23 protein-coding genes and 2 tRNA genes are annotated in these 24126 nt (G+C 31.7%); 5 read left to right on the top strand and 20 right to left on the bottom strand.

All coding sequences use genetic code 11. The features are described from left to right. Window positions 1–264: 264 nt before the first annotated feature. From GR162_RS00840 to GR162_RS00780, 13 genes are all read right to left on the bottom strand, one after another. Complete coding sequence (locus GR162_RS00840; protein WP_160780637.1) at window positions 265–1308, bottom strand: Gfo/Idh/MocA family oxidoreductase; 1044 nt, start codon at window positions 1306–1308, stop codon at window positions 265–267. A gap of 103 nt (window positions 1309–1411) precedes the next feature. Further along, window positions 1412–2482, bottom strand: a complete 1071-nt coding sequence (locus tag GR162_RS00835) for an NADH:flavin oxidoreductase/NADH oxidase (RefSeq protein ID WP_160780636.1) — start codon at window positions 2480–2482, stop codon at window positions 1412–1414. 142 nt (window positions 2483–2624) lie between these two features. Then, window positions 2625–3260 carry an ATP-binding cassette domain-containing protein gene (locus GR162_RS00830; RefSeq protein WP_160780635.1) on the bottom strand — a complete coding sequence of 212 codons (636 nt, stop codon included), beginning with the start codon at window positions 3258–3260 and terminating at the stop codon, window positions 2625–2627. Then, a complete protein-coding gene (locus GR162_RS00825; protein WP_160780634.1) occupies window positions 3254–4156 on the bottom strand; it encodes a hypothetical protein in 903 nt (300 codons plus the stop codon). Before GR162_RS00825 ends, GR162_RS00830 begins: the two co-directional genes overlap by 7 nt. Window positions 4157–4224: 68 nt before the next feature. Then, window positions 4225–4374: a class IIb bacteriocin, lactobin A/cerein 7B family gene (locus tag GR162_RS00820; protein WP_202393885.1), complete on the bottom strand. Its 150-nt coding sequence runs from the start codon at window positions 4372–4374 to the stop codon at window positions 4225–4227. 173 nt (window positions 4375–4547) lie between these two features. Further along, a complete protein-coding gene (locus tag GR162_RS00815; RefSeq protein WP_160780633.1) occupies window positions 4548–6698 on the bottom strand; it encodes a peptidase domain-containing ABC transporter in 2151 nt (716 codons plus the stop codon). Continuing rightward, a complete protein-coding gene (locus tag GR162_RS00810; RefSeq protein WP_160780632.1) occupies window positions 6699–7841 on the bottom strand; it encodes an HlyD family secretion protein in 1143 nt (380 codons plus the stop codon). A gap of 1004 nt (window positions 7842–8845) precedes the next feature. Then, the gene (locus GR162_RS00805; protein ID WP_160780631.1) at window positions 8846–9091 is read right to left on the bottom strand and encodes a hypothetical protein; all 246 of its coding nucleotides are present in this window, start codon (window positions 9089–9091) and stop codon (window positions 8846–8848) included. An 11-nt stretch (window positions 9092–9102) separates the two neighbouring features. Further along, on the bottom strand, window positions 9103–9675 hold the full coding sequence (locus GR162_RS00800) for a DUF3267 domain-containing protein (RefSeq protein ID WP_160780630.1): 573 nt from the start codon (window positions 9673–9675) through the stop codon (window positions 9103–9105). Next, window positions 9656–10234 (bottom strand): hypothetical protein, encoded by a 579-nt coding sequence (locus GR162_RS00795; RefSeq protein ID WP_160780629.1) that lies wholly within the window; start codon window positions 10232–10234, stop codon window positions 9656–9658. The genes GR162_RS00800 and GR162_RS00795 overlap by 20 nt, the downstream gene beginning before the upstream one ends. Before the next feature lie 48 nt (window positions 10235–10282). Beyond that, window positions 10283–10414 carry a class IIb bacteriocin, lactobin A/cerein 7B family gene (locus GR162_RS00790; protein WP_160780628.1) on the bottom strand — a complete coding sequence of 44 codons (132 nt, stop codon included), beginning with the start codon at window positions 10412–10414 and terminating at the stop codon, window positions 10283–10285. A gap of 21 nt (window positions 10415–10435) precedes the next feature. Then, window positions 10436–10597 carry a class IIb bacteriocin, lactobin A/cerein 7B family gene (locus tag GR162_RS00785; protein ID WP_160780627.1) on the bottom strand — a complete coding sequence of 54 codons (162 nt, stop codon included), beginning with the start codon at window positions 10595–10597 and terminating at the stop codon, window positions 10436–10438. 66 nt (window positions 10598–10663) lie between these two features. Continuing rightward, window positions 10664–10984 (bottom strand): hypothetical protein, encoded by a 321-nt coding sequence (locus GR162_RS00780; RefSeq protein ID WP_237421267.1) that lies wholly within the window; start codon window positions 10982–10984, stop codon window positions 10664–10666. Window positions 10985–11333: 349 nt separating this feature from the next. Here GR162_RS00780 and rseP point away from each other — a divergent pair, with 349 nt between their 5' ends. From rseP to GR162_RS00765, 3 genes are all read left to right on the top strand, one after another. Beyond that, on the top strand, window positions 11334–12677 hold the full coding sequence (gene rseP, locus GR162_RS00775; protein ID WP_160780626.1) for an RIP metalloprotease RseP: 1344 nt from the start codon (window positions 11334–11336) through the stop codon (window positions 12675–12677). Window positions 12678–12760: 83 nt separating this feature from the next. Then, window positions 12761–12834, top strand: a tRNA-Asn gene (locus GR162_RS00770). Between the two features lie 39 nt (window positions 12835–12873). Next, window positions 12874–12947: transfer RNA gene (locus GR162_RS00765), tRNA-Asn, on the top strand. Window positions 12948–13458: 511 nt separating this feature from the next. Here GR162_RS00765 and GR162_RS00760 read toward each other — a convergent pair. Together GR162_RS00760 and GR162_RS00755 are read right to left on the bottom strand one after the other, a co-directional pair. Beyond that, window positions 13459–14139: a hypothetical protein gene (locus GR162_RS00760; RefSeq protein ID WP_160780625.1), complete on the bottom strand. Its 681-nt coding sequence runs from the start codon at window positions 14137–14139 to the stop codon at window positions 13459–13461. A 120-nt stretch (window positions 14140–14259) separates the two neighbouring features. Beyond that, window positions 14260–14538 carry a hypothetical protein gene (locus GR162_RS00755; protein WP_160780624.1) on the bottom strand — a complete coding sequence of 93 codons (279 nt, stop codon included), beginning with the start codon at window positions 14536–14538 and terminating at the stop codon, window positions 14260–14262. Between the two features lie 176 nt (window positions 14539–14714). Here GR162_RS00755 and GR162_RS00750 point away from each other — a divergent pair, with 176 nt between their 5' ends. Both GR162_RS00750 and GR162_RS00745 read left to right on the top strand, forming a co-directional pair. Further along, window positions 14715–15113, top strand: coding sequence for a helix-turn-helix domain-containing protein (locus tag GR162_RS00750; RefSeq protein WP_160780623.1), 399 nt, complete (start codon window positions 14715–14717; stop codon window positions 15111–15113). Window positions 15114–15295: 182 nt separating this feature from the next. Then, window positions 15296–17593, top strand: a complete 2298-nt coding sequence (locus GR162_RS00745) for a hypothetical protein (RefSeq protein ID WP_160780622.1) — start codon at window positions 15296–15298, stop codon at window positions 17591–17593. Window positions 17594–17667: 74 nt separating this feature from the next. Here the strand turns inward: GR162_RS00745 and GR162_RS00740 are convergent, their stop codons facing one another. From GR162_RS00740 to GR162_RS00720, 5 genes are all read right to left on the bottom strand, one after another. Beyond that, window positions 17668–18864: an aminopeptidase C gene (locus GR162_RS00740; RefSeq protein WP_160780621.1), complete on the bottom strand. Its 1197-nt coding sequence runs from the start codon at window positions 18862–18864 to the stop codon at window positions 17668–17670. A gap of 213 nt (window positions 18865–19077) precedes the next feature. Then, window positions 19078–20238: a BamA/TamA family outer membrane protein gene (locus GR162_RS00735; RefSeq protein ID WP_160780620.1), complete on the bottom strand. Its 1161-nt coding sequence runs from the start codon at window positions 20236–20238 to the stop codon at window positions 19078–19080. An 87-nt stretch (window positions 20239–20325) separates the two neighbouring features. Further along, window positions 20326–21501 (bottom strand): AraC family transcriptional regulator, encoded by a 1176-nt coding sequence (locus GR162_RS00730; RefSeq protein WP_091128899.1) that lies wholly within the window; start codon window positions 21499–21501, stop codon window positions 20326–20328. Between the two features lie 128 nt (window positions 21502–21629). Continuing rightward, window positions 21630–22208, bottom strand: a complete 579-nt coding sequence (locus GR162_RS00725) for a DUF4136 domain-containing protein (RefSeq protein ID WP_008466016.1) — start codon at window positions 22206–22208, stop codon at window positions 21630–21632. A 345-nt stretch (window positions 22209–22553) separates the two neighbouring features. Beyond that, on the bottom strand, window positions 22554–24098 hold the full coding sequence (locus tag GR162_RS00720) for an arylsulfatase (RefSeq protein WP_160780619.1): 1545 nt from the start codon (window positions 24096–24098) through the stop codon (window positions 22554–22556). Between the last annotated feature and the right edge of the window lie 28 nt (window positions 24099–24126).

Genomic DNA, 24126 nt, shown 5'->3' with positions numbered 1-24126 from the left:
TCCTTTTTTCAAATACATTTAGTTGTTCCGTAGGAACATTTCGTCGGTAGAAAAAAATAATGCCCCCCACATTTACGTTCCGGAGGAACGTCTGATTTTGGCTTCATTTTAATCATTTAATGCATCAAACGTTCCTCCGGAACGTAAAATACGGCAAGAAATAATTTTTCTACTACCGACGAGACATTCCTACGGAATGTTTTTATGATATGCCTATTACTTTTTATTGTGCATTCTACCGATCAGACATTCCTACGGAATGTTTTATGATATGCCTATTACTTTTTGCTGTGCGTTGCTCGCAATTGCGGCTTCTATAACCTGCATTACTTTTACGCCTTCATCTGCGGTAACGGGTTCTTTTTTATCATTTGCAATCGAGTCGTAAACACCATCAAAGAAACTGAAATAATTGCCTTGAAGCGTAGGAATTTTTTCTCTCACAATTTTACCGTCTATTTCGGTATGCAAAAGCCCTTGCAAGCTTTCATCTTCTGTTCCCCAAGAATCTAAATTTGGCTTTTTGCCAATTTTCAATTCGTCTTCCTGAACGTCTCCACGAGGCTTTAAGAAAGAACCTTTTTTTCCATGCAAGACATAAGCTGGATTGGCCTCACGAACAAAGAAACCAGCTTTTAATCGTACTCTAAAATTAGAATAAAACAAAGTCAAATCGATCCAATCATCTACAACAGAGTTTTCTCTGGTTACGCGAATGTCTCCAAAAACAGCTTTCGGACAGCCAAACAGGCTTATCGCCTGATCTATAATATGCGGACCTAAATCTTTTAAAACTCCAGCCCCGTCATTGGCAGTTTCTTTATGTGCTTTTGGACTTAACAATGGATTGTATCTGTCGAAATGAAATTCGGCTTCGACCAAATCTCCCAAAACGCCATCATTGATTACTTTTTTTACGGTTTTAAAATCGCTGTCCCATCTTCTATTCTGGAAAACAGCCAATTTTAAATCATTTTCTTTGGCAATTTTGGCCAATTCTTTTGCTTCGGCCGCCGTTGTGGTAAATGCTTTTTCGACCACGGCATGTTTTCCTGCCAAAAGCACTTTTTTAGCGTATTCGTAATGCGTTCCAACTGGCGTATTTACAATTACCAGATCGACGTCATCTTTTAATAATTCGTCTAGCGAAGCGTAACTTTTTACGTATGGATAATCTTCTTGAATTAATTTTTTGCTTCTTTCCCAAGAACCTAATAATTCAAATCCTTCGTGAATATCCAAAAACGGAGCGTGGAAAACTTTCCCCGACATTCCGTATGATAATAATGCTGTTTTTATCTTCTGCATTGGTATTTTTTTTTGTACGCCACAGATTAAAATGATTTTCACAGATTTTTTTTTGTGGCAAAAAAGAATCCTTTTAATCCTTAAAATCTGTGGCTAAATAAATTTAAAGTTTAGCTCTTTCGTATTGTTTTGGCCATTGAATATCGTCGTTTAATGCTTTAGCGAAATCTAAAGGCAAATTCGGATTTCTTAAAGACTCTCTGGCAAATAAAATTAAATCGGCTTGATTCCTATTTAAAATTTCTTCGGCTTGTTTGGCTTCCGTAATTAACCCCACTGCTCCTGTTGCAATATTCGCTTCTTTTTTTACTTTTTCTGCAAAAGGAACTTGATAACCTGGCCCTAATGTTATTTTTTGATGCGAAACCAATCCGCCTGACGAAACATCTATTAAATCTACTCCTTTTTCTTTTAATATTTTAGAAAGTTGTACAGATTCTTCTGGATTCCAACCATTTTCTGCCCAATCGGTTGCGGAGATTCTAACAATTAATGGCAAATCTGAAGGCCATTCCGACTGAACCGCTTCTACAATTTCTAATGTAAAACGAATTCTATTTTCGAAACTTCCTCCATATTCGTCTGTTCTCACGTTTGTAAGAGGGGATAAAAACTGATGCAATAAATAACCATGAGCCGCATGGATTTCTACAACCTTATATCCTGCTTCAACCACTCTTTTTGTCGCGGTTTTAAAATCGGAGATCACTTTTTGAATTCCGTTTTTGTCCAATGCTTCCGGAAGAAATGGTTCATTTTCATGATATGGAATCGCGCTTGGCGCTACAGTCTGCCATCCGTCTTGAGCGAAACCTAATTTCTTATTCCCCAACCACGGAGCCGAAACACTTGCTTTTCTTCCCGCATGCGCTAATTGAATTCCAGGAATAGAATTTTGAGAAACAATAAACGCATTGATTTGTTTTAGTTTTTCGATATGCTCATCTTTCCAAATTCCGAGATCTATAGGCGAAATTCGAGCTTCTGGAGAAACCGCGGTTGCTTCTTGAATAATTAGTCCAGCGCCACCTGTGGCACGGCTTCCTAAATGAACAAGATGCCAATCGTTTGCAAATCCGTCTATTGCAGAATACTGGCACATTGGCGAGATTGCGATTCTATTTTTTAAAGTGATTTTTTTTATGGTGAGAGGAGAAAATAATTTCGTAGCCATAGACTTGTAACTTTTAGTGATTTTATACTACCAATTGAATAAGGCAGTGTTTAAAAAGTAAAGTTACGGCATCTTGTTAAAACGAGAAATTGAAATGTTTATTAATTAACAAACATTTAAAAGTATAATTTCTTCCCTCAATTTATAATAAAAACAATTCTTTCTCAATTTTTGAATACTTTTCTTTTTCGAACTTAAAAATGCTTTTATTCTTTAGCAGAAAGATTTTATCGCAATCTTTATATAGAATTTCTAAAATATGAGAGGAAATTAAAACTATACTCTTTTGAGAGAGTGTTCTAATATGATTCATCAACAAATAATTTGATTCTAAATCAAGTCCGTTAAAAGGTTCATCCAAAATATAGATTGGAAATTCTTTTTGAAAAACGGCATTCAGATACGTTTTCTTTTTCATCCCGGTGGAGAATTCTCGTATTAACTGATTATTTGGAACTTCAAATATTCGATTGTTATTTTTTATTTTCACATCCAATAGATGAGCATAGAAATCATAAAATTCTTCGGCAGTAAGTTCTCCATAAATTGGAGGTTCTGTTGGAACCCAACCAGCATTTTTCAAGACCACCTTTTCCTCATTGATAAAACAATTTCCGTTGAAACTTTCTAAACTCAACATACATTTAAAAAGTGTCGTTTTACCTTGGCCATTTTTACCAATAACTCCATAAATTCCAGGGCAATCAATAGAAATATTAATATTTTCTAATATCGTTCTATCCTTATATTTTTTATGATTTATAATAATCTTCAACATGTTTTGAATTCATTTAAGTTCTTGATCGCTATTTTATACATAAAAGGTGTTGCTAAAAATGGAACTCCAAAAAAAAGTATGCTTGTTATAATAAAAATGACAAAGAAAATCTGTTGTAGCAAACTATTATTAAAATAGATATACTTTAAAAGCAAATTAAAAAGAGGTGCTATAAATACTAAAATCAAGAATACCATTTTTTCCCACTGTAACAAAAAACACAATGATATTGCTATTGGAAATACCAAGCAAAAAGTATTGGCAATTGAATTTTTAAATTGAAATCTTAAATATTTTTTAGCGCTAAATGGATTGTATTTTATCTCTTCCTTTTTCTCTCTTTCAAATGATGGAATACATGCTATCAAAGATAAAACTAAAAATACAGCATATAAAAGATTTTCATTATTACTATTTACTGCCATAAAAGTAACAACAATCAATATCGGAAGAATATAAATAAGCTTATATTTTCTAAAAGAAATATGCCAATAAATATTAAAGGTATTAAAGGGATATTTAATGATTTTCAGACTAATTGTAGGCAAATTGATTAAAACTATTTTAAATAAAATAATTATTACAATAAAAACGAACTCTTTCTTTAATAAAAGCACCAAATAAAATGGAAATGAATAGATTGCATATTCTATGAATAAGATTACTTTATAATTTCTCTTCATTTTTAAAAGCTCCAAATCTGACCTTTGTAAATGATAAATCACCACTTCTAAAAAAAGAAAAGGAATATAATTTTTAAAAGACTCAAAGTTTACATAAATTAAAAATGCTCCCCCAATATAACTAAGTATAAGGATAAACACAGCCAAGCTATCATCTTTAGCTACTAATTTTCTAAACCGAATTAGAAACAAATAATGTAAGATTGTTATCAATATTTTTCAGAAATTTATTTGTTTTTTATAAAAAATCCCAAGTCGTACGCGCTTGGGATTTTTTTAATTTAATATGCTTTATGTGTACCATAAGGCCCTATTAAATACCAAGCAACTACAACTGCTAAAGGTAAAAACCCTCCTTCAATTTCTTGCTCTTCTTGAACATTTAGTTCTACTAAATTCAATTCTTCTAAATTCACTACTGCTGATTCCATAAATGATAAATTTTAAAAACGTTAATTAATAAATTTCAACAAAAATCATTTTTCTCGAGAACATTTTTGTTACAACAAACTTATCAGACTTCCGTCCAATAAACTTGGACGGAAGTCAAAAAGTCAAAATATCAAAATTTTCTTTTAATAATCTCCAATTTTCAAGTCTTAGATTAAACGAAATTCTGCTTATTCCATAAATTATAATATTCTGTTTTCTGTTCCAATAAATCAAAATGATTTCCTGACTCCACAATTGACCCATTTTTCATAACTAAGATAGTGTCTGCATTGGCTATTGTACTTAGGCGATGTGCAATGACAATTATGGTTTTTCCTGAGGATTTAAAATTATCAATCACTTCTTTTACAATTTGTTCAGAGTTAGTATCTAATGATGCTGTTGCCTCATCCATTAATAATATTTCAGGATTTTTGTACAATGCACGTGCAATTGCAATTCTTTGCTTTTGTCCGCCCGAAAGCATTGCTCCGTTTTCACCAATTTGTGTTTCAAATCCGTTCGGTAATTTTTCAACAAATTCATAAATTCCAAGTTGTTTTGAAAGGTCTAAAATTCTCTGAATATTTGGAAAAGATTCCCCTAAAGCTATGTTTTCTATAATATTTCCAGAAAACAAATTAAGCTGTTGGGGAATAACACCAACAATTTCTCTTAAACTTTTGTAATGAACAAACTGAAGATCAATATCTCCAATATTAATTTTACCTTCTTTTATTGGATAAAGATTTTGCAAAAGCGAAATCAAAGTAGTTTTCCCGCTACCGCTTTCACCGACAATCGCTGTCGTTTGATTTTTTTTAAATACAGCATTAAAATTCTTAAAAACTTCTGTACGAGACCCATATCGAAAAGAAACATTTTCAAATTTTATATCTCCCAAATTTTCTTTTGTTAATTCAATCTTGTTCTCTGTTTCCTCTCTTTCTAAATCCATAATTTCAAAAAGTCTGTCAGCAGCAATCAGAGCATTTTGCGCTGTTTTATTCATATTAATTAAGGATGCCACAGGCGAAGTAAAATAACCGATTAACGCATAAAAGGAAAACAATTCTCCAGGAGTAATTGCCCTGTCAATTACATAACCTGAACCAATCCACATTAAGATTACAGTAAATACAGATGCCAAAAACTGTGTCGATGTTGTGGCAAAAATGCCATTTAGACCAGATTTATATGTTATAAATAATAGTTTTACAAATTTGTTTTCGGTTTTTAGATTTGAAAATTCTTCAATTCCAAATTCTTTTACAGTTCTAACATGCGTAATGCTTTCAACCAATTGTGTCTGCAGTTCTGCAGCATTCTCCATTATGTTTCTTTCAACCTTTTTATTGAATTTATTAAGCAGAAAATAAATTAAAACATAAAACGGAATAACTAAAACAATGACCAAAGCCAATTTCCAATAATAGGTAAACATTAATGCAAAAGAAAAGATGACAATAAAAACATTTACAATCATTTCGATTGCAGTTTCATTTATGAAAGATCGAATTTTTACTGCATCATTTATTCTAGATGTGATTTCTCCAATTTGCATAGTATCAAAAAATCGTTGCGGAAGATGTAGAAGATGCTTATAGTACCCAAGAATTAATTTAGCATCAATTAATTGCCCCATTTTCATGACAAAAATGCTTTTCTTTGAGCCAATATATGCTTGAAGGAGAATAATCGCGATCATAGAAACACTTAATAAATTAAGCAAATTTCTATTGCCATCAACCAGAACATAGTCTGTTATTTTTTGGATATAAATAGACATTGCCAATCCTAAAACTGTAAATACAATAGCACCAATTAGTGCCTGAATTAAAATAGTTTTGTGTGGCTGGATTAAATTCCAAAACCTCTTTAAAGGTGAAGTTTTTTCATCTAATGTTTTAAAATCTTCATTTGGTGCAAAAAGAATTAAAACGCCCGTCCAGATTTTTTGAAATTCTTCAAAAGTATATGTTTCCATTTTACCAAAACCTGGATCCATAACCGTAATCGCAGATTTTTCAACTTTGTAAATAACTAGATAATGTTGATACTGCTCTTTTGTTATAATATGTGCAATAGCTGGAAGCGGAATTTTATCTAAGGCATCTAAGCCTCCTTTTACGCCTTTTGCTGTAAAGCCCATTTTCTCAGCAGCTTCAATTATTCCAAGAACATTTGTACCGCGTTTATCTGTATTGGCATACTGACGTATTCTTGCTATGGGAAGATTAACTTTGAAATGATTTCCGATAGAAGCCAGACAAGCAGCACCACAATCTTTAATATCATGTTGTTTTATTTTTATTGAAGCCATTTATTTTTTAGCTGATAATTGTTTTGGGTTTAGCCAATTGTCTATTTTATCAAATAACAAATCAAATAAACTTCGGCGTGTAATTATATATCTTGTAGTTAAGGTCATTCCTTTTGAAACATCGGTTTTGTAGCCTGATTTTAGATGTAAAGTATTAGAATTTAATGAACAGCGTACCTTAAAAAAAGCCTGTTCTCCCTGTATTGTTATATTATGGTCAATATCAATCACTTTCCCTTCCAACAAACCCCATTGGTTATAATTGAAAGCATCCAATTGAAATTTTACTTTTTGATTTTTCTTAATTAAACCAATATCATTTGGAGAAACATTATTCTCAACAATAAGGTGATCTGGAGAAGAAATTGTTGCAATAGATTGCGATGCATTTATAAAAGATCCTTTTTGAATACCAGAAAAGTTTTCTACAGTTCCTGAAATAGGAGCCAAAACAAAATAATTATTTGATTCAACGTTTATTTTTGCAACAGTTCCGTTAAGATTTTTCAATCGTTCTTCTAAATCTCTTTTCTGATTTTCCCAAGCTGCTTTTTGTTGGCTTACAAAACTTTGCAAGGCTTGTTTGTTTAACCGTAATTCGTATTCAAGTTTTTCAAAATCTGCTTTAGCAATAATATCTTTATCAAAAAGAATTTTATTGCGGTCATAATTATTTTGCGCTTGCGAAATTTTGCTTTGCAGTTCGTTCTTTCCTGATTGAAATTTTAGTAAATCTTCACGTGCTGTAGAAGTAAGCAAATTTTGTGTTTGATTCTGCAGTAAATTATTAATATCGCTTAGCAATAAAGAAACCGAACTCGACAATACATCTTGAGTTCTTTTGTCGCTTTCCAGATTTTCTTTAGAGATTTTTATTAATGTGTCTCCTTTTTTTACAAAAGCGTTATTTTTTAAAGCTATCCAATTAACTCTTCCGCTAACAATTGTTGCAACTGGAACATTATCTGTTTTACTGCGAATTATTCCTCTACTTTGACTGCTAATGTCTACTTTAATTACTGGCAACAATAACAGCAAAGCTATGATAGCCAAAAGAATTATCAGATAAATGGAGAAACTCCTTGTTTTGTTTTTTGAAATAAGATTTTCAAGTGTGTTTATTGGATCTGAACTGAAATGCATATTTTTTTTATCTGGGAAACTATTCTATTTCTTTTGAAAGAGAATAGTTTTAAATAGTTAATGACATATATAATATGCGATCTTGCCACACACATAACCTGCCCAATACAATAAAAATGATAGTGCAACTATCAATAAAACAATTTTAAGAAAGGGGTCTTCTTTTAAAAATCCTTTAGAAAAATTCATAGCTATTTATTTTTAATATTTTGTTTTTTATCAACTAGATACATAAAAAACACTACCGTTAGTGCACAAGAAACGCCTGTTAAAAAAGAACACATATGATTTTCGGGGTATTTTCTTAAAATAACAATTGTAATGAAATATATCATTCCTAAAAGAAAGAGAAGTTTCTTTTTCATAAAATAGCCATATTTAAAACCTTTATTTGAGAATGTTTTTAAATTTAAAAAAATATAAGTTTTATCTCATCTAGCCATAACCCTACCAAAATAAAACCCTAAGCAGAATAAAATAAAAACTATAATAAAAAGATAAGATATAAATTCGTTAGAATTCTCGTGCGCATATAGCGCAAGCCGATTTGCTATTTTCTTCATTTTTATATTTTTCGATTAATTAAAAATTTGTACAAACAATGGGAAAACATTCTATTTCTATTTCTTGCTAGATGGGCTACTTTATAATTTCTAACAACCCTTGTAGAGTTTTATTTTTTTTAATTAAGCTTAGTGTTGAAAGAAAATAATTTCACTTAAAATTCTCTTCCCTAAAAAGAGAAGAGAATATAGTTACTAGAAATAAAGATTATCCGAAACAATAACCTATAGCATATCCAAACAAATAAAATGAAACAGTTATAAGTATTCCAATTTGTATCCTTGTTAAAATTTTAGATGATCTCATAAAAAACACTTTTAATTTTAATTATTTTCCTTCTTTTATTATCGTAAACTTATTGGTGTTCCGTCTAACAAACTTGGACGGAAGTAAAAGCTTTTCATTTTTTTTCCAAAAAACATTTGAAGTCCACTGGGCAATTACACCTTATCAAAAATTCCCAAATTAAAATCATTAATAATTTTTTGTGCCTTTTGACTATCTCCTTCTTGTACAATTAATTTAACAGCACTCAAATCTCCAACCACCCCCCATGGATTAAACACAGACATTGATGAAGAATCTTCAAAAACCTGAATAGAGAAACTTTCTAATAGTATTTTTAAAATCATTGCTTCTTCCTTGCTACCATTAAAAACAGATATTCTTCTTTTTTCCTCGATCACTTTATTTCATTTTAATCTATAATCATAAAACCGACTTTGCTCTTATGATCTAATAATTTATGATTTAAACCCGCTTTTAATATTAAATAAGCGTAGATAAAATCTCCGACTGCACCTAAAGTCATCGAAAAGCCAATAAATAAGAAAGTCAAATCATTATAAAGAAATCCATAAATTGAAGGCAATAATCCAAGAATAAAAAATGGTGCAAGTGCAACAACTAACATTTTCTTGGATTCTAACGGTTCCGTACAATTTGCAAAAGGCATTAAATATTTCTTAATGAAACCAAATTTTACAGATTGCCATCCTTTTTTTGAAAAAAGTGCCATAAAAATTCCATGTATAATTTCATGTACAAGTATACCTACGCAAATAATTAAATTTGGAACCAATAAAATTAAAAGTACATTTAGTTTTTTATTGTCAAAAACTTGTAAGGTTTGCTTTACTGCTTTCAAATTCGTTGCAAAAACCTCATTCCATGTGAAATACAAAACAAATAGAAAAAACAAAACAATCGGTACACTTATTAGCATTCCTAAAATTTGCACTTTTTTAGAATCAATAGAGATTTCTTTCATTTTCTATGATTTTATAATTTCTAATTTCTAATAACTCCTGTGGAATTTTAATTTTTTCAATTGACATTAATTCTGTTTCAACAGTTTGATTTATGTGATTAAAATTTATTTCAGTTTTATTATATGCCAAAATTTCATTTTTATCAAATGAAACACTCATCAATTGATTTTTCATATTGAAATTAAAGTAATCACTATAGGCTGTATTAATAAAATCAATATCATAAATAGTTTTTATTGTACAATTAAAGGTATTATCTTCATTGAAATAGTGGTATAGATAAGACTCATAGTCAAAAATATTTTCTGGATTTATTTCTTTTACACTGTTTAAAAAACCAATTCTTTTAGACATATTATCGTTCTGCTTTTGAAAATTTGAAAAATCAATTGAAGATAAATGTTGTGTTTCTGAATTTATTGAATATATCTTATCAACCTTTTTTATGTAAATACTTTTTTTATCTTCAAAAAATACGAGGACAATAGAATCATCAACTAATATTTTTTGAAGAATATTTTTTCCACCAAATCTTAAATTAAACAATAAACTATACATAAGGATATAAATATTTAAAGGTGGCATCATATGATGCCACCCCATAAATTAAAGCAATAACGCGCAAGCCATACCTGCGGCAAAACAAACTATAACTAGTCCAATCATTATACCACCATCAATATCAATCATCTCTTGAGTTGATAATGGAGAAACATTTAATTCAATTAAGTTCATCATGTTCTATTTTTTTTTAAGATTTTAAGAATAATAATATGCAATTGCACAACCCACAGCAAAACCTACACACCATGCACCTCCATATACTAATAAAGGTGCAATACCACCTTCTATTTCTTGTGACTCTTGAGTGCTTAATTCAACTAAACCATAATCTTTTAAACCCACTAATGTTAGTTCCATAATGTTAATTTTTAAATAGTTAATTAATAAATTTCAACAAAATTCATTTTCTCGAGAAGTATTTTGTTATAGCAAACTTATCAGAGTTCCGTCCAATAAACTTGGACGGAAGTTAGAACCGCCAAAAATTTCTTTAGATTCATCATCTTTTATTGTTTTTAGCGAAAAAATCACTACCAATTCAAAAGGAGTTTCATAATAAAAGGTTTCTCTTTTTTTACAATACTTTACCGGAGCATCAAGTTCTTTTATGAGGTCTAGCTCGTTATAAAACTGGCTTCGGCTCAGACATAACCTTTTGGCAAATGTTAGAGGAGAGCCTGTTTTTTCTCCAGAAATTAATTTGTGCATTTCTTTTATTCTTTCAATTTGTTTAATAAAATTCATATTCTCACTGTAAAAAAATTAATAAAACAAAAAAGTCTTTAAGAATTTCAAAATAGTTGTGTTAACTATTTAAGAATAACCTTATATCCTTGAAAAATAAAATTAGAATTGAATTTTTAAAAAACACCTACCCAATAAGCTTTAAAAATATCAGAATAAGACAAATTGTAACATTTTAACTAAATGAGTTACTAATTCTAGTAGAATAAGAATTGAGATTTAAATTTTTGTTTAATAAAAACTAATATAATTATTAACAAACATTTAAAATCTTAAACACTATCTTGCATACTTATATTAAAATAGAAAACGCTACTTTTGTGCGTTAAATACGAATTAAAAACAACAAATGGATATAGTTATCAAACTGTCTCAATTTCTATTGAGTTTATCTTTACTTATTATTCTTCATGAATTAGGGCATTTTATCCCTGCTAAATTGTTTAAAACTAGAGTCGAAAAATTTTATTTATTTTTTGATGTTAAATATTCACTTTTCAAAAAGAAAATCGGAGAAACAGAATATGGTATCGGATGGCTTCCGCTTGGGGGTTATGTGAAAATTTCTGGAATGATTGACGAAAGTATGGACAAGGAGCAAATGGCTCTGCCTCCTCAGCCTTGGGAATTTCGTACTAAACCGGCTTGGCAACGTTTAATTATTATGCTTGGCGGTGTTACCGTAAACTTTATTCTGGCTTTTATTATCTATATCGGAATGGCATTTGCTTACGGAGATACTTATATTGCAAATGCTGACTTAAAAGACGGTGTTGCAATTGAAAATCCTGCTATGCTTAAAGCTGGTTTTAAAACGGGTGATAAAATTATTTCTATAGATGGTAAAGCTGTAGAGAATTTTGACAGCGACATGAACATGAATGTGATCATGGCTAAACATATTTTGATCGAAAGAGACGGAAAACAGCATACTATTACAATGCCGACCGATTTTGTTGACCAGCTTTCTAAAACAGAAAAAGGAATGCTTATCGATATCCGCAGACCTTTTGTTATTGGAAAAGTTGCGGAAGAATCGCCTAATCAGAATTTAAAAGCAAAAGACTTGATTCTTTCTCTTAATGGGCAAAAAGTTAAATATTTTGATGAAGCAAAAACAATTTTAGAAGCAAACAAAGGAAAATCAATCCCTGCTGTTGTTTTACGTGATTTAAAAGAAACACCTCTTACTATAAAAGTTAGTTCTAAAGGAAAATTAGAGGTTATGCCTGGTGACTTAGATATAAAATCATTGGAAAAATTGGGTTACTATAAAGTAAGTAAAAAAGAATATGGCTTCTTCGAATCTATTCCGATTGGTCTTGAAAAAGGAAAAGATCAATTAGTAGGTTACGGAAAACAATTGAAAATGATTTTTAACCCTGAAACTAAAGCTTACAAACAAGTGGGTGGTTTTGCGGCGATTTACAACATTTTCCCTAGTTCTTGGAGCTGGGAAGTTTTCTGGTCAATCACAGCTTTATTGTCAATTATGCTTGGCGTTATGAATTTATTGCCAATTCCGGCTCTTGATGGTGGACACGTAATGTTTTTATTGTATGAAATTATTAGCGGCAAAAAACCAAGCGACAAATTCCTAGAGAATGCGCAAATGGTTGGTTTTGTTTTACTTATTTCACTGCTACTATTTGCTAATGGTAACGACATTTATAAGGCCATTGTAGGCAAGTAAAAAAAAGTCAAAAAAAGAGTGGAAATGTTTTTGAGAAACTAAAAATAGTTTTATATTTGCACTCGCTAAAAAGAGCAACACTTTCCTCCTTAGCTCAGTTGGTTAGAGCATCTGACTGTTAATCAGAGGGTCCTTGGTTCGAGCCCAAGAGGGGGAGCAACTTTTTTTAGCAAACATATTAACCTTTTAAGGTGATTCCTCCTTAGCTCAGTTGGTTAGAGCATCTGACTGTTAATCAGAGGGTCCTTGGTTCGAGCCCAAGAGGGGGAGCAAAAAAAAAAGACTATCAGAAATGATGGTCTTTTTTTTTGTTCAAATTTCAAAGTTTTAAAATTCCAAATTCCAATATGTAGGATTGTTTATTTAACCGCAAAGGGCGCAAGGGTTTTACGCAAAGCTCGCAAAGCTTTTAAGCAGAGGACACGAAGAGTTTTTTTTTCGAGACTTAAATAAGAATCTATAAAGGAGATCGCAAAGGTTACCAATCTTTGTCGATATGCGAGTGTGATCCTTCGTTCCTCAGGATGACAAACTGTCGATAAAACAAAAAATTCGCAAAGTCTTATACAAAGCTTTGCGAACTTAATCTTTAGATTTATCTCAAAATAACCTTAGCGAACTTTGCGTAAACCTTAGCGCCCTTTGCGGTAAAAAAACTTCACACAAAAAAAGCTCGCAGAGCTTTATAAACAAAGCTTTGCGAACTTAATCTTTAGATTTATCTCAAAATAAAAATAACCTTAGCGAACTTTGCGGTTAAAAAAACACACAAAGAAAAACCCTATTTCATACTCAAAGTTTCACTCTTGAACCTTTTCATCAAAGTATTTGCTTTTTCATCTTCATTTATTGCTTTTAAAGACTGAGCATATCTATAATAATAAATAACATCCAAATCTTTGGCTTGGTCAAATAATTGGGTGTAATAGCCCGCTGCTGCGGTTAGATTGCCTTCAAAATAAAAACGGTCGGCTACTTTTTTAAGCATATCGACAGATTTATACCCTTTATCAATCACTTTTTCGTAAGTGTCGACCATATTAACGGTTATATATTTTGAAGTTGAAGGCGCAGGAGCTGTAACTTCAACCTTAATAGGCGCTACAGAAGTATTCGCACTTGCAACAAGCGTTTTGGTTTCTATTGTATTTGGAGCAACTTTAGGTTTTCTTTTTACGTAATTCGGAATTACGGTTCTTGTATTATTAGGACCAAGATCGTAAGTATCGACCATGTCCAATTTTGAAACTTGGTAGGTAATAATTCTACCTCCAAAAAGTTTATTTATTCTTTCTTCTACATAATACGATTGAATTACCATATCATCTGTAGGGAGACTATCCGTCAATAATGTCGTTTTTCCAGGTGCTGGAGAAGCAGAGGCACTGTTTGTGCTCTGAGCAAAACAGCCGAGAGAAAATACGAACGCAAGTGTACATAAAATTGCTTCATACTTTTTCATGATTTTTTGAATAAAATTAATGCTCCTATTAAAAAACTCAGACTAAAGATACTGATTTTCTTTTACTTAGCTTTTATTCTGACCATGAATTACTTAGAAAGCCGATAAAGTACTTCTTTTTTACGCCTTTATCATTTTAACGCAGGCTTTTTGCACTTCTTCGTCTGAAAATGGCTCTAGTGCTTTTGCCAACATTTTACTGGTTCTAATGCAGCTTAGCATTTTAATTCGTAAGGAACGGCTGTCTCCAGATTCTGTTTCTAGAAGATGCTCAAAAATCTCGGCTAAGTATTCTGGATGATTTTTATATTCTCCGTCGAAACCAATATCTGATACCAACCTAGCTATCGATTCTATTATTTGGTTCTCATTGGCATTGTTTTCATTTTCTGTTTTCATGGCGTTTATTTATGGTTTTGATTAACGAATAATTATTGTACGAAAAGTTGTATTTTTACCTCAGCAAAATAAATAATCTAAAACATCCAAACAAAACATTAAGTTTGGTAATTCACCAAAAAAGATAGTCTTTCACCAATATCTTAATTTTTAAGGATTTTTAATATCTTTGAAGTATGAGCACAGCAACAAAACCAAAACATATCGGGAGAAACATAAGCCGCATTCGTGAGCTTAGAGGAATGAAACAAGAAGCACTTGCCATTGCTATTGGCATGAGCCAACAGACGATTTCTAATATTGAAGGAAGCGAAACCGTTGATGATGAAAAACTAAACGCCATTGCAGAAGCTTTGGGTGTTTCAGTTGATTCAATAAAAAGCTTCTCAGATGAAGGCGTCGTTAATTATTTCAATAATGTATATGACAACGATATCACTGATAGTATTTTTAATGCAAATGCAATAGAATGTACTTTCAACCCGATTGATAAAATTGTGGAGCTTTATGAGCGTTTGGTTCAGGCTGAAAAGGATAAAGTGGAGTATTTGGAGAAGTGGATGAAGGGGAAATAATTTCTTTTGACAAAATCTGATTTTTATTTAATAATATATCTTTAAAGGGACTATTCATTTCATGATGGTCTTTTTTTTTGTTTTACAAGCATCGTATTAAAAACAGGTGTTTAATCCTTGCTTAGAATAATATTTAAAACACTTTATTTAGCTACATCTTTGATATAATAAATTAGAAAAATATGATATTAGAAAATATAATTGAAATTTGCGTTGCAATTGATATTGCAATTTTAGGTATTGCTTATCCTATTATCGTTGATAAAATCTCAAATATTGGAGATAAGTACTCTTCTGAATATCTTTCTGTTTTATTCAATAATGATTTCCCTCAAAAGACATTTTCGCGAAGTATAAAAGGACGAGATTTTGAAATCTCAATTTTCAAATTAACCTTATTTCTTACAATTTTAACTTTCTTTTTTTTAATCTTTAATGAACAACCTCCTTTTGGTTTTGATAATTGGTTTGTAAATAATTCCGCCAAAATAATTGTTTTGATATTTACTACTTTTCTAACCATTTTCTTTTTTATGTGGCTAGATAAAGTTGTTTTATATAATGGCAAATCAACTTCTCTTCTAAAATATATTATTTTAAAATATAATTCTACAAAAGATAATGATGAAATAAAACCATACTATCTAAAAGCAATAAATGAATTAACATTTTATGCTGTAGAAAAACAAGATGAACATTTGCAAAAAACCTTATTAGAGTTTTATTATCAAGTATTTAAGAATATAAGAAAGAATCATGACAAATCAAAACCTTTAATATATCCAGTTGACTTATATTTTTTAGTCAATAGATTAAATAGTGAGCTAATAAGTAGCCATAACAAAAAACTTCAAGCCATTGAACATAGAGCAGTAAGCGCAGTTTGGCTACTTGGTGAAGATTTCGAAGACATTACAATTTCTGAGGATACTTATAATTGGATTTGGCAAAATTTATATATCATTTGTGACAATGATAAGTTTATAAAAATGTATTGGGCTAACGTAAACCAATATTTTGACTTTCGTTTAAAATATATTACCCCAGAATACGATAAAAATCATACATTGATAAATGATGAAGCAATAAAAGCAAAGGAAATTGAAAGAAACAATTTTTTAGAGTTTCATTTTGCATTGGGAGGATTGCTTTTGTACAGAAACCAATATGAAACAATAAAATATATTTTTCAATTTACACAATCTCAGCCACCAAAATATGTATTATTACCTGAATCAATGACAATGATATTTAATTGGTTCGAAAACTTTAGAAATGAATTTAAAAGCAGAAAAACTCCGATTGACATAAAATATTATTTTCCTGAGCTAGATAATTTAGGAACCAGAAGACAGGTTAACTATTGGATTTGTTACTACTTAACACTTCTTTTCGTAAGACAGTATTCATTAAACAAATATTACACTTTTCATGATTTTATTTCTCAACCAAATCTTCCAGAAGATGTTTTAGAATTAAACAATTGGCTAGATAGTGTTTCTTTTTTTAAAGAATGCCTAAAGGATGTGCTCTCTAATAAAGAATTATTACAAAAACTTAATTTTGAAAAAATCGTTACTGATAATAAAGATCAAATTGAAAAATTTGCAGATGAATTGAAAAAATCAATAGAAACAAAAATTGGACAAAAGAAATTATATGCTCCTTTATCGAAAGATAAAATCAAAGATTTTGAGTTAGCTACAAATAAAATTTTATCTAAAGCATTTGAAGATTATAAAAGTATTTTCAATAAAGAAAATATTCCAGAAAGTAACGATAACTTAAAATTGTATATAAAAGGTGAAATTACCCTAATGAGTAAATCTGCATTTACAGATGATGATATCACTTATTTTGATTACGATTCAATATTTGCTAATTACATAGCTGAGAATAACATAAATAAATATATTCCGAATTCATTTCTAACTGCTAGAACAAAGAGATATTTGCTAAATATTGAAAATATACTTATTGGCATCGAAAAGATAATTGGAAAAAATAAAAATGCAATATTAATAGGTGTCAATCTTAGTTTTGAAATGGGAACAATAATTTCCAAATCAAAATATTTCTCAATATTAACAAAAATTTCTTCATCCGATTTTAGAATTCAAGATGTCTTCTACATCTTAAATAAAAAAGATTTACCTTTTATCGAATATAAAGAATCAAAAGAAAAAGAAATTAATGATTTGCAACTTCAAAAAATAAATTCTGAATACAATATTTATACTTCCGTTATTGATATAAATACTACAGAAAATATGGCAATAAAAGATAACTGGAAATTTGATAATAAAGAAGGTAATCTAGATTTAAAAGTCCAAATCGCAATTGCATTTTTAGCAATAATTCATTGGAGAAAAGAAAGGGACATTATACAAATAAGTATCGCTTCCCAATTTAAAGAGCAAGGTATTCAAACCGATATAAATGAGTTGGATATTTTAAGAAATGAAGATGATAGAAAATGATTCCTTGATAACAAAAAAAGCGCTACAATTTTCATTGTAGCGCTTTTCTATTTTCTGTAAAACTTTCAGAGTAATTAAACCCCTAATTTCTTAGCAATTTCAGCAGGAATTCCTCCTTTGTTTACTAGTAATGCAGTAGTTTTATATTTTACGAAGTTCTTAGTTACAAACAAGAAACCTTTGTAGTCGTTTGTTTCTCCCCAAGAATTTTTTACTATGTAGTATTCTTTTCCAGTTTGATCTTTTGCAAGACCAATAATATGCATTCCGTGGTCGTCTGTTGTTGCGTAGTTATCAAACGCAGCCTGACGCATTTCTGGAGTAATTTCTGGTTCTGCTTTTGGTCCGTTAAACATGTCTGCTTTTTCTTCAGCCGTCATGTCGTCGAATTTTTTAGTTGCAACGTAAGCTACACCATTTTTCCAGCTAAAGCTTTTCTCGCTAACATCTGTTGCCCAAGCTACAGTATATCCTTTTTTAAGTGCATTGTCGATAACGTCTGTCATATCGTTCAATTTTACGTTGTAAACTTGATCCAATGACCAGTTGTCTGGCACCATCATAGTTGTTTTTTGGTAGTAAGGCGCATTTGTAAAAGATGACATTTCTACGTAATCGTCTGGGTTAATTCCTACTACTTCTTTAGCAAAAGATTGCGGTGTATAGTTTTTTCCTTTGTATGTAAAGTTGTCTGGCACTTTTCCTAAGTAAGAATCAATAACAGCAGAATATGCTTTTTGCCAGTTTGGAGTCAATTCTCCGTTCGGGTTTTTCACCACTGCTGCCAAAACACCTTCAATAAGCGCGCTCATTTCGGCAAATTTGTTTTTGTCTGTTCCGTAGTTTAAACCTGTGTAAACTTCTCTAGGCACAGTTCCGTATTTTTTGTACATATTAATTACATCGTGAAGAGCTCCTCCATCTCCAAGCGTAATTGCTCCGTGCATACGAACATAGTTAATTCCTTTTTCTACATACACGTTTCTTGCAGAATAAATTTGAGAAAGCTCAACAGGCTGTTTTCCTAAACGAATCATTTCTGACTCTAAGAATGAGTTTGTTGAGTAGCTCCAGCAAGTTCCAGATGATCCTTGAGATTTTACCGATGTTGTTCCTAGGTTAATTACTTCTGTAAATTTGAAGTTCTCTTTACTTTTGTCGCTAGCATTTAGTTTAAGTGAATTTACTAAAATGTCTTGCGCAAAACAGCCTGCAGTTCCAGCCAAAAAGATTGAAGCGGCAAACACTGATTTGAATGAAAATGTATTCATAAGTTATGTTTAAGATTTACTAAAATTAGTCTCAAATGTTTCCAATTTGTTACAAAACAATTAAATATTATACAATTTGTGTAATGTTTAGTTGTTAATATTTTCTTAATGGGCCTGATTATTAAGATATTTAACACAAAAAACCTCGATACAGGAGCATCGAGGTTTTTTATTTTACAAACAACTTCTTACAAGTTTTTTCTGTTTCTTTATTTATCGCATCCAATTGCTTCCAAAAACGATATAGTAAGCCCATTCTTCTGGCCCTTTGGCAACGTCTACTCCCATACGGAGTTTGAATTTTCGGGCAATGAGATATCTAAAACCTGTTCCGTAGCTGTACACAACGGGTTTGGTAAAAGCCTGATCCCAATCATTAAAAGCACTTGCGAGACCTCCATAACCCATAAGGCTCCATCTTCGGTAGAGATCCCATCTAAATTCGAGTTCAGAAACAATGCTGGTGTTTCCCATATAACGGGCAGCGGGAATTCCTCGCATATTGATTCCTGGTTTTAAATAAAAAGGCGGACTCCCCAACGCCTGCTCCCCTTCAATCCTTAGTCCGCCAATTAAAGTTTTCGCCAACGGATAATATCCAATTGCCGATAAATTGATACGCCATGCCTGATAATCGCTCCCCAATGCTTTATCAGACCAGAAAAAATCGGTTTGGATTCTTATTCCTTTATCTGGCGTAAATATGTTGTCACGTCCGTCAAACTGAAGCGCAGCTCCAAGCTGACTTATGGTGCTCTTAATATCTTTTGGATCTACAAATGGCGGCGGAAGATTAAAATCGGGCAGATTTATTTTAGAATTTAAAAATAAGTACTGCGGTCCTGCGCTCCATTTTGCATTATTAAATTGTTTGAGCCATTGCGTGTAAAAAATAGTCGATTTAAAATTGAGTTTAAATTCTTCGTCTTTCCGATTCGGAAGATTATTGGCATAAAATGATAAATTCATATCGCCGTAAGCTGCAAAAGCACGATACAATATTTTTGGCTTTACCAATGTTGCCGAACGAAAAGCTCCTGCCAGCCAGCTTTTATTGGCCGTATACATTCCGATTCCTCCCGTAATGTCTGGGTTTATAAATCGTTTTTTACCGTTTTCATCCACAACAGGAGCACGTTTTTTCAGGAAAACTGGCGCAACAGCACCTCCAAATCCTCCAACGGCAGGTTCTGTAATAATGGTGGGCACGACTATAAATCCGTTGGCATAAATTAGAAAGTCGCTCAAATCGAAAGCGCCATCTAAAGAATCTTTCATAACGGTATGATGCTTCTGTGCATTTAAAACATTAAACGATACTACTATCCAAAGTAAAAACAGGACTTTTTTGTGTATTGTTTTTTTGTTTTCCATAGAATGTTATCGTTTATATTCAAACTCACCTCATTAAAAAAAATAGAAACTACCGCTAGTATTAAACTCATGTATTCCGAAGTACGACTATTTAAAGTAATACGCGTTTGTATGCTCCGGATTTATTCGAATGGTTTTAAAGTATTCTGAAGGAGATTTTCCGGTGTGTTTTATAAATGCCCTAAAACAAGTAGTTCGAGATTTAAAACCAGAACCCCAAGCCATGCCTTCTAAAGACAAATCTTTCCATTCTGGATCGTTTATTTTGTCTTTAAAATACTCAATCCTTTTGAGGTTAACGTAATCCTGAAAGTGAAGGCCAAATTCAGAATTAATCAAATTGGATAAGTGGTGTACAGATATTCCGGTTTCATCTGACAAATCTCTGATTACGAAATCTTTTTTTAAGAATAGATGCTGAGAGTTCAAAACATGATCTAGCTTTAAAAGATATTCTTCTCTTTTTTCGAGCGTCAGTTCGTTTGTTATCGGAATTGTATTCTTCGTTTCTTTTGTTTTTACCTCTATTGTATTATCAACAACAAAATCGAAGGTTTCTTCTTGATCATGAAAAATATGAGGTCTGAAATAAAGCCAGCCGACCGTAAAAAACAATACAGAGGAAATAAGCACATAACAAGAAAGGTCTGTTGCATCTATTTTTCTTAATAGGAAGTGATGAACAAAAAGCGCCGAAAATAAAAACAGAATCATGAGATTATACACTCTAATCCAGTTAATTACTTTAATTTGATGAAATTGGTTTCCTTTAAATTTTTTCAGATCATAGTTTAAAATCAACATGGTTTGAAAAAAGACATAGAAAAGCCAAATCGTCAGGGTTAAAACAGAAAATGGATTTTTGATTAATTCTGCAATATAATCGACCGCTTTTATATTGGTATGGCTTCCAACATAAACAATTAGCGTTAAAAAGAAATAGATCACAAAAGGCATAAAATGCAGCCAATCGTATTTTCTAAAACTTTTATTTAATGATAAAATGTTTCTAACATATAAAAAAGAGCATGGAGCGGTTAAAAATATAAACGCTTTTGTGATAGTAAATAGATCTGGGAAATTTTTAAATAAGTTGGCCGACAGATAAAAATTGTAGATACTTACTACCGCCAAACTCAATAAAAACATTCCTAAAAAGAAACTTTTTGAATAGTTTTTTTTGGAAAACAAAACCATAATTGAAGTTGCCAAACCTGCAATTGTGGCAATAAAAAAGAAAAGTGAGAGTAATATATCGATCATTTTTTTAAGTTTAATTTGCGTGGGTATTATTTTTCTTAAAATCTTAAAAATAGAATACGATGGGGGCGTATGGAGAAGTAGAAATAATCGTACTTGCCGTACTTTCGGCAAGTACAATTATGTATCAATTATTTTTTAACTGCTCCGGGAGGGAAACCAGCTAATATTTTTTTGATTGCATCGTTAATGAATTGTTCTGGATTATCTGGTTTGCTGTCAATTTCGGCATTTCCGATTCCTTGCCAAACCAGTTTATCGGTTTTTGTAGATACGATATCTATTACCAACGAGCCGTCAACATAATCATAGCTGTTGAATGTTGTGGTACCGCCGCCCATCATGGCACCGCCGCCCCAATATCCGTATGGACGATACATTCCTCCATAGCCATAAAAATTAGTATCGGCTGTCACTTGGGTTTTGTTTTTTAATATCGAAACCGCATTTACTTTTAAATCAGGATTGCTAGATTCTGTAAATCCTTTTGCGAGCATTTCGTTTCGGATTGCTTTTGCAACACGATCAACATTTAACTGATTTACTTGGCCTTGCTGTGCTTTTAAATCATACACCGCAAAAGTTTTGTATTCGCTGAAGTTCGCAGCATGATCATAATCAGTTGTAACTTTTACAGTTGGAGAGCAGCTGTAAAACAAACCCAAAAATAAGATTGGGATTATACGAAGACTTGTTCTTTTAATATTCATGTTGTGGTATTTATTAAATTAATAATTAAATCAGTTTAACTCGAATTTAAAAACGTAAAAATCTTGAACGTAGGGGCTAAAAGATGCCAATAATTGATTATATAACACAAACAGCTACTAAACAATTACTTGCATCACTCTCAAAGATAAATCATTTTATTTAATTAACAGTATTAAATAAATAAAATCTTACTTTAACAATACTCCTCCTCGTTTTTATCGATTTTCCATATCCTGCTTTAGAATTTATTAACCTTGTGCGACTATGTAAGTGTACTATCAAACAAAAAGTTTTATCCAGATTTCGTCTGTTTAGAAGCCTTCGATTATGTTTTCTTTATAAATTTATTTGTTTTCTTCTGGAATAATTTTATTTAAACCTTCTCCAAAAGGGATATACTTTTTGTTTGGAAACTTCTTCATTTCTTCAAACAATTTTATAACACGAGGAGCCATATACATTCCTGCCCATCCATTATCTGATCCGCTAAAATGTCCTTTTGAATTTCCATTATCTGGTGCCGCTCCATTAAAAGTCATATCATATTGTTCTGCTGGATCCCATAGCAAATCATAAGTTGCTACTACCTTTAATGGTTTATCTGTTCCTAGCCATGAATCTTTTGCAGTAAAAAGAAATTTGAAGTTTTTAACACGAACTGCTCCAAAAGCCTGTCCTGCAAAAAAATAAAAATCTTGGCGTGTTCCTGGACCTGTTCCTAATAAAGAAGCACTCAGATCTAATCCATCAAAAATAATTGGACTTCCATTATTATCTTTAAATTCGTGACCAGGAACAGGCTGCCCTATAATTGAAGCAATCGTTGGCCACCAATCCATATGAGAAAACATATCTGTATTTAGAGAACCTGCTTTTATATGACCTGGCCACCAAGCAAGTGCCGGACAGCGAAAACCTCCTTCATATACAGAACCTTTCATTCCTCTAAAAGGTGTATAACCTGCATCTGGCCATGCATCAACCCAGGCTCCGTTATCTGTTGTCCAAACTATTAATGTATTTTTTTCTATTCCAGCATCTCGAACTGCTTGTATAATTTGCCCACAATTATCATCCATTTCCATTAAAGCGTCAAGGTAATTTCCTCCTCCGGGAGATTTTCCTTTCCATCGCGGTGAGGGATTATTTGGATTATGAACTTTTTCAAAACAAACTGTTGCAAAAAATGGCTTACTGTCTTTTGCATGTTCTTTTATGTAATTTACAGTTGTTGCACGCATTTCGTCATCTACAGTTGCTAAATCTGCAAATCCTACTTTTTGTTTTACAACTTTTGCTTTTTGCCCAGCTTTACCTTCAAACTCTCCTAGATTTATTGAATTCCATACTTTTTGAAATTCGGCATCATCTGATGGGAAATTCGGATGAAGTGTTTTATCATCATAAGCATATACTCCGGCGTAGTATGGAAGCATATGAAACATTTCGTCATATCCGTGCGCGATAGGGTAATTTTCTTCTTTATCTCCTAAATGCCATTTACCAACAAAAGCTGTTGAATAGCCCGCTTTTTTCATGGCTTGGGCAATGGTAGGGGTCTCTTTTGAAAGCCCGTTTGGATCTCCTGGGACTAATACTGCCGATAGTGCTGAACGAACTGGTATTCTTCCTGTAATAAACGAAGCTCTTCCTGCTGTACAACTTGATTGTCCGTAATAATTTACAAATCTGGTTCCTTCAGCAGCCATACGATCAAGATTGGGTGTTGGTGCACCCCTCATAACCCCTCCGCCATAACAACCTAAGTCACCCCAGCCAACATCATCTGTCATTATAACTATTACATTTGGTTTTGTCTGCGCTTGAAGATTTGACGAATAAATTGTAAATAATCCTAAGAATAGGATCGAAAATTTGAACTTTTTCATGACACAATTTTTTAGATTAACAAATTAA

Origin of the sequence: Flavobacterium sp. HBTb2-11-1, from assembly GCF_009826975.1 — a bacterium.
GTDB lineage: Bacteria > Bacteroidota > Bacteroidia > Flavobacteriales > Flavobacteriaceae > Flavobacterium.
This window is presented reverse-complemented; position numbering and strand designations above follow the sequence as displayed.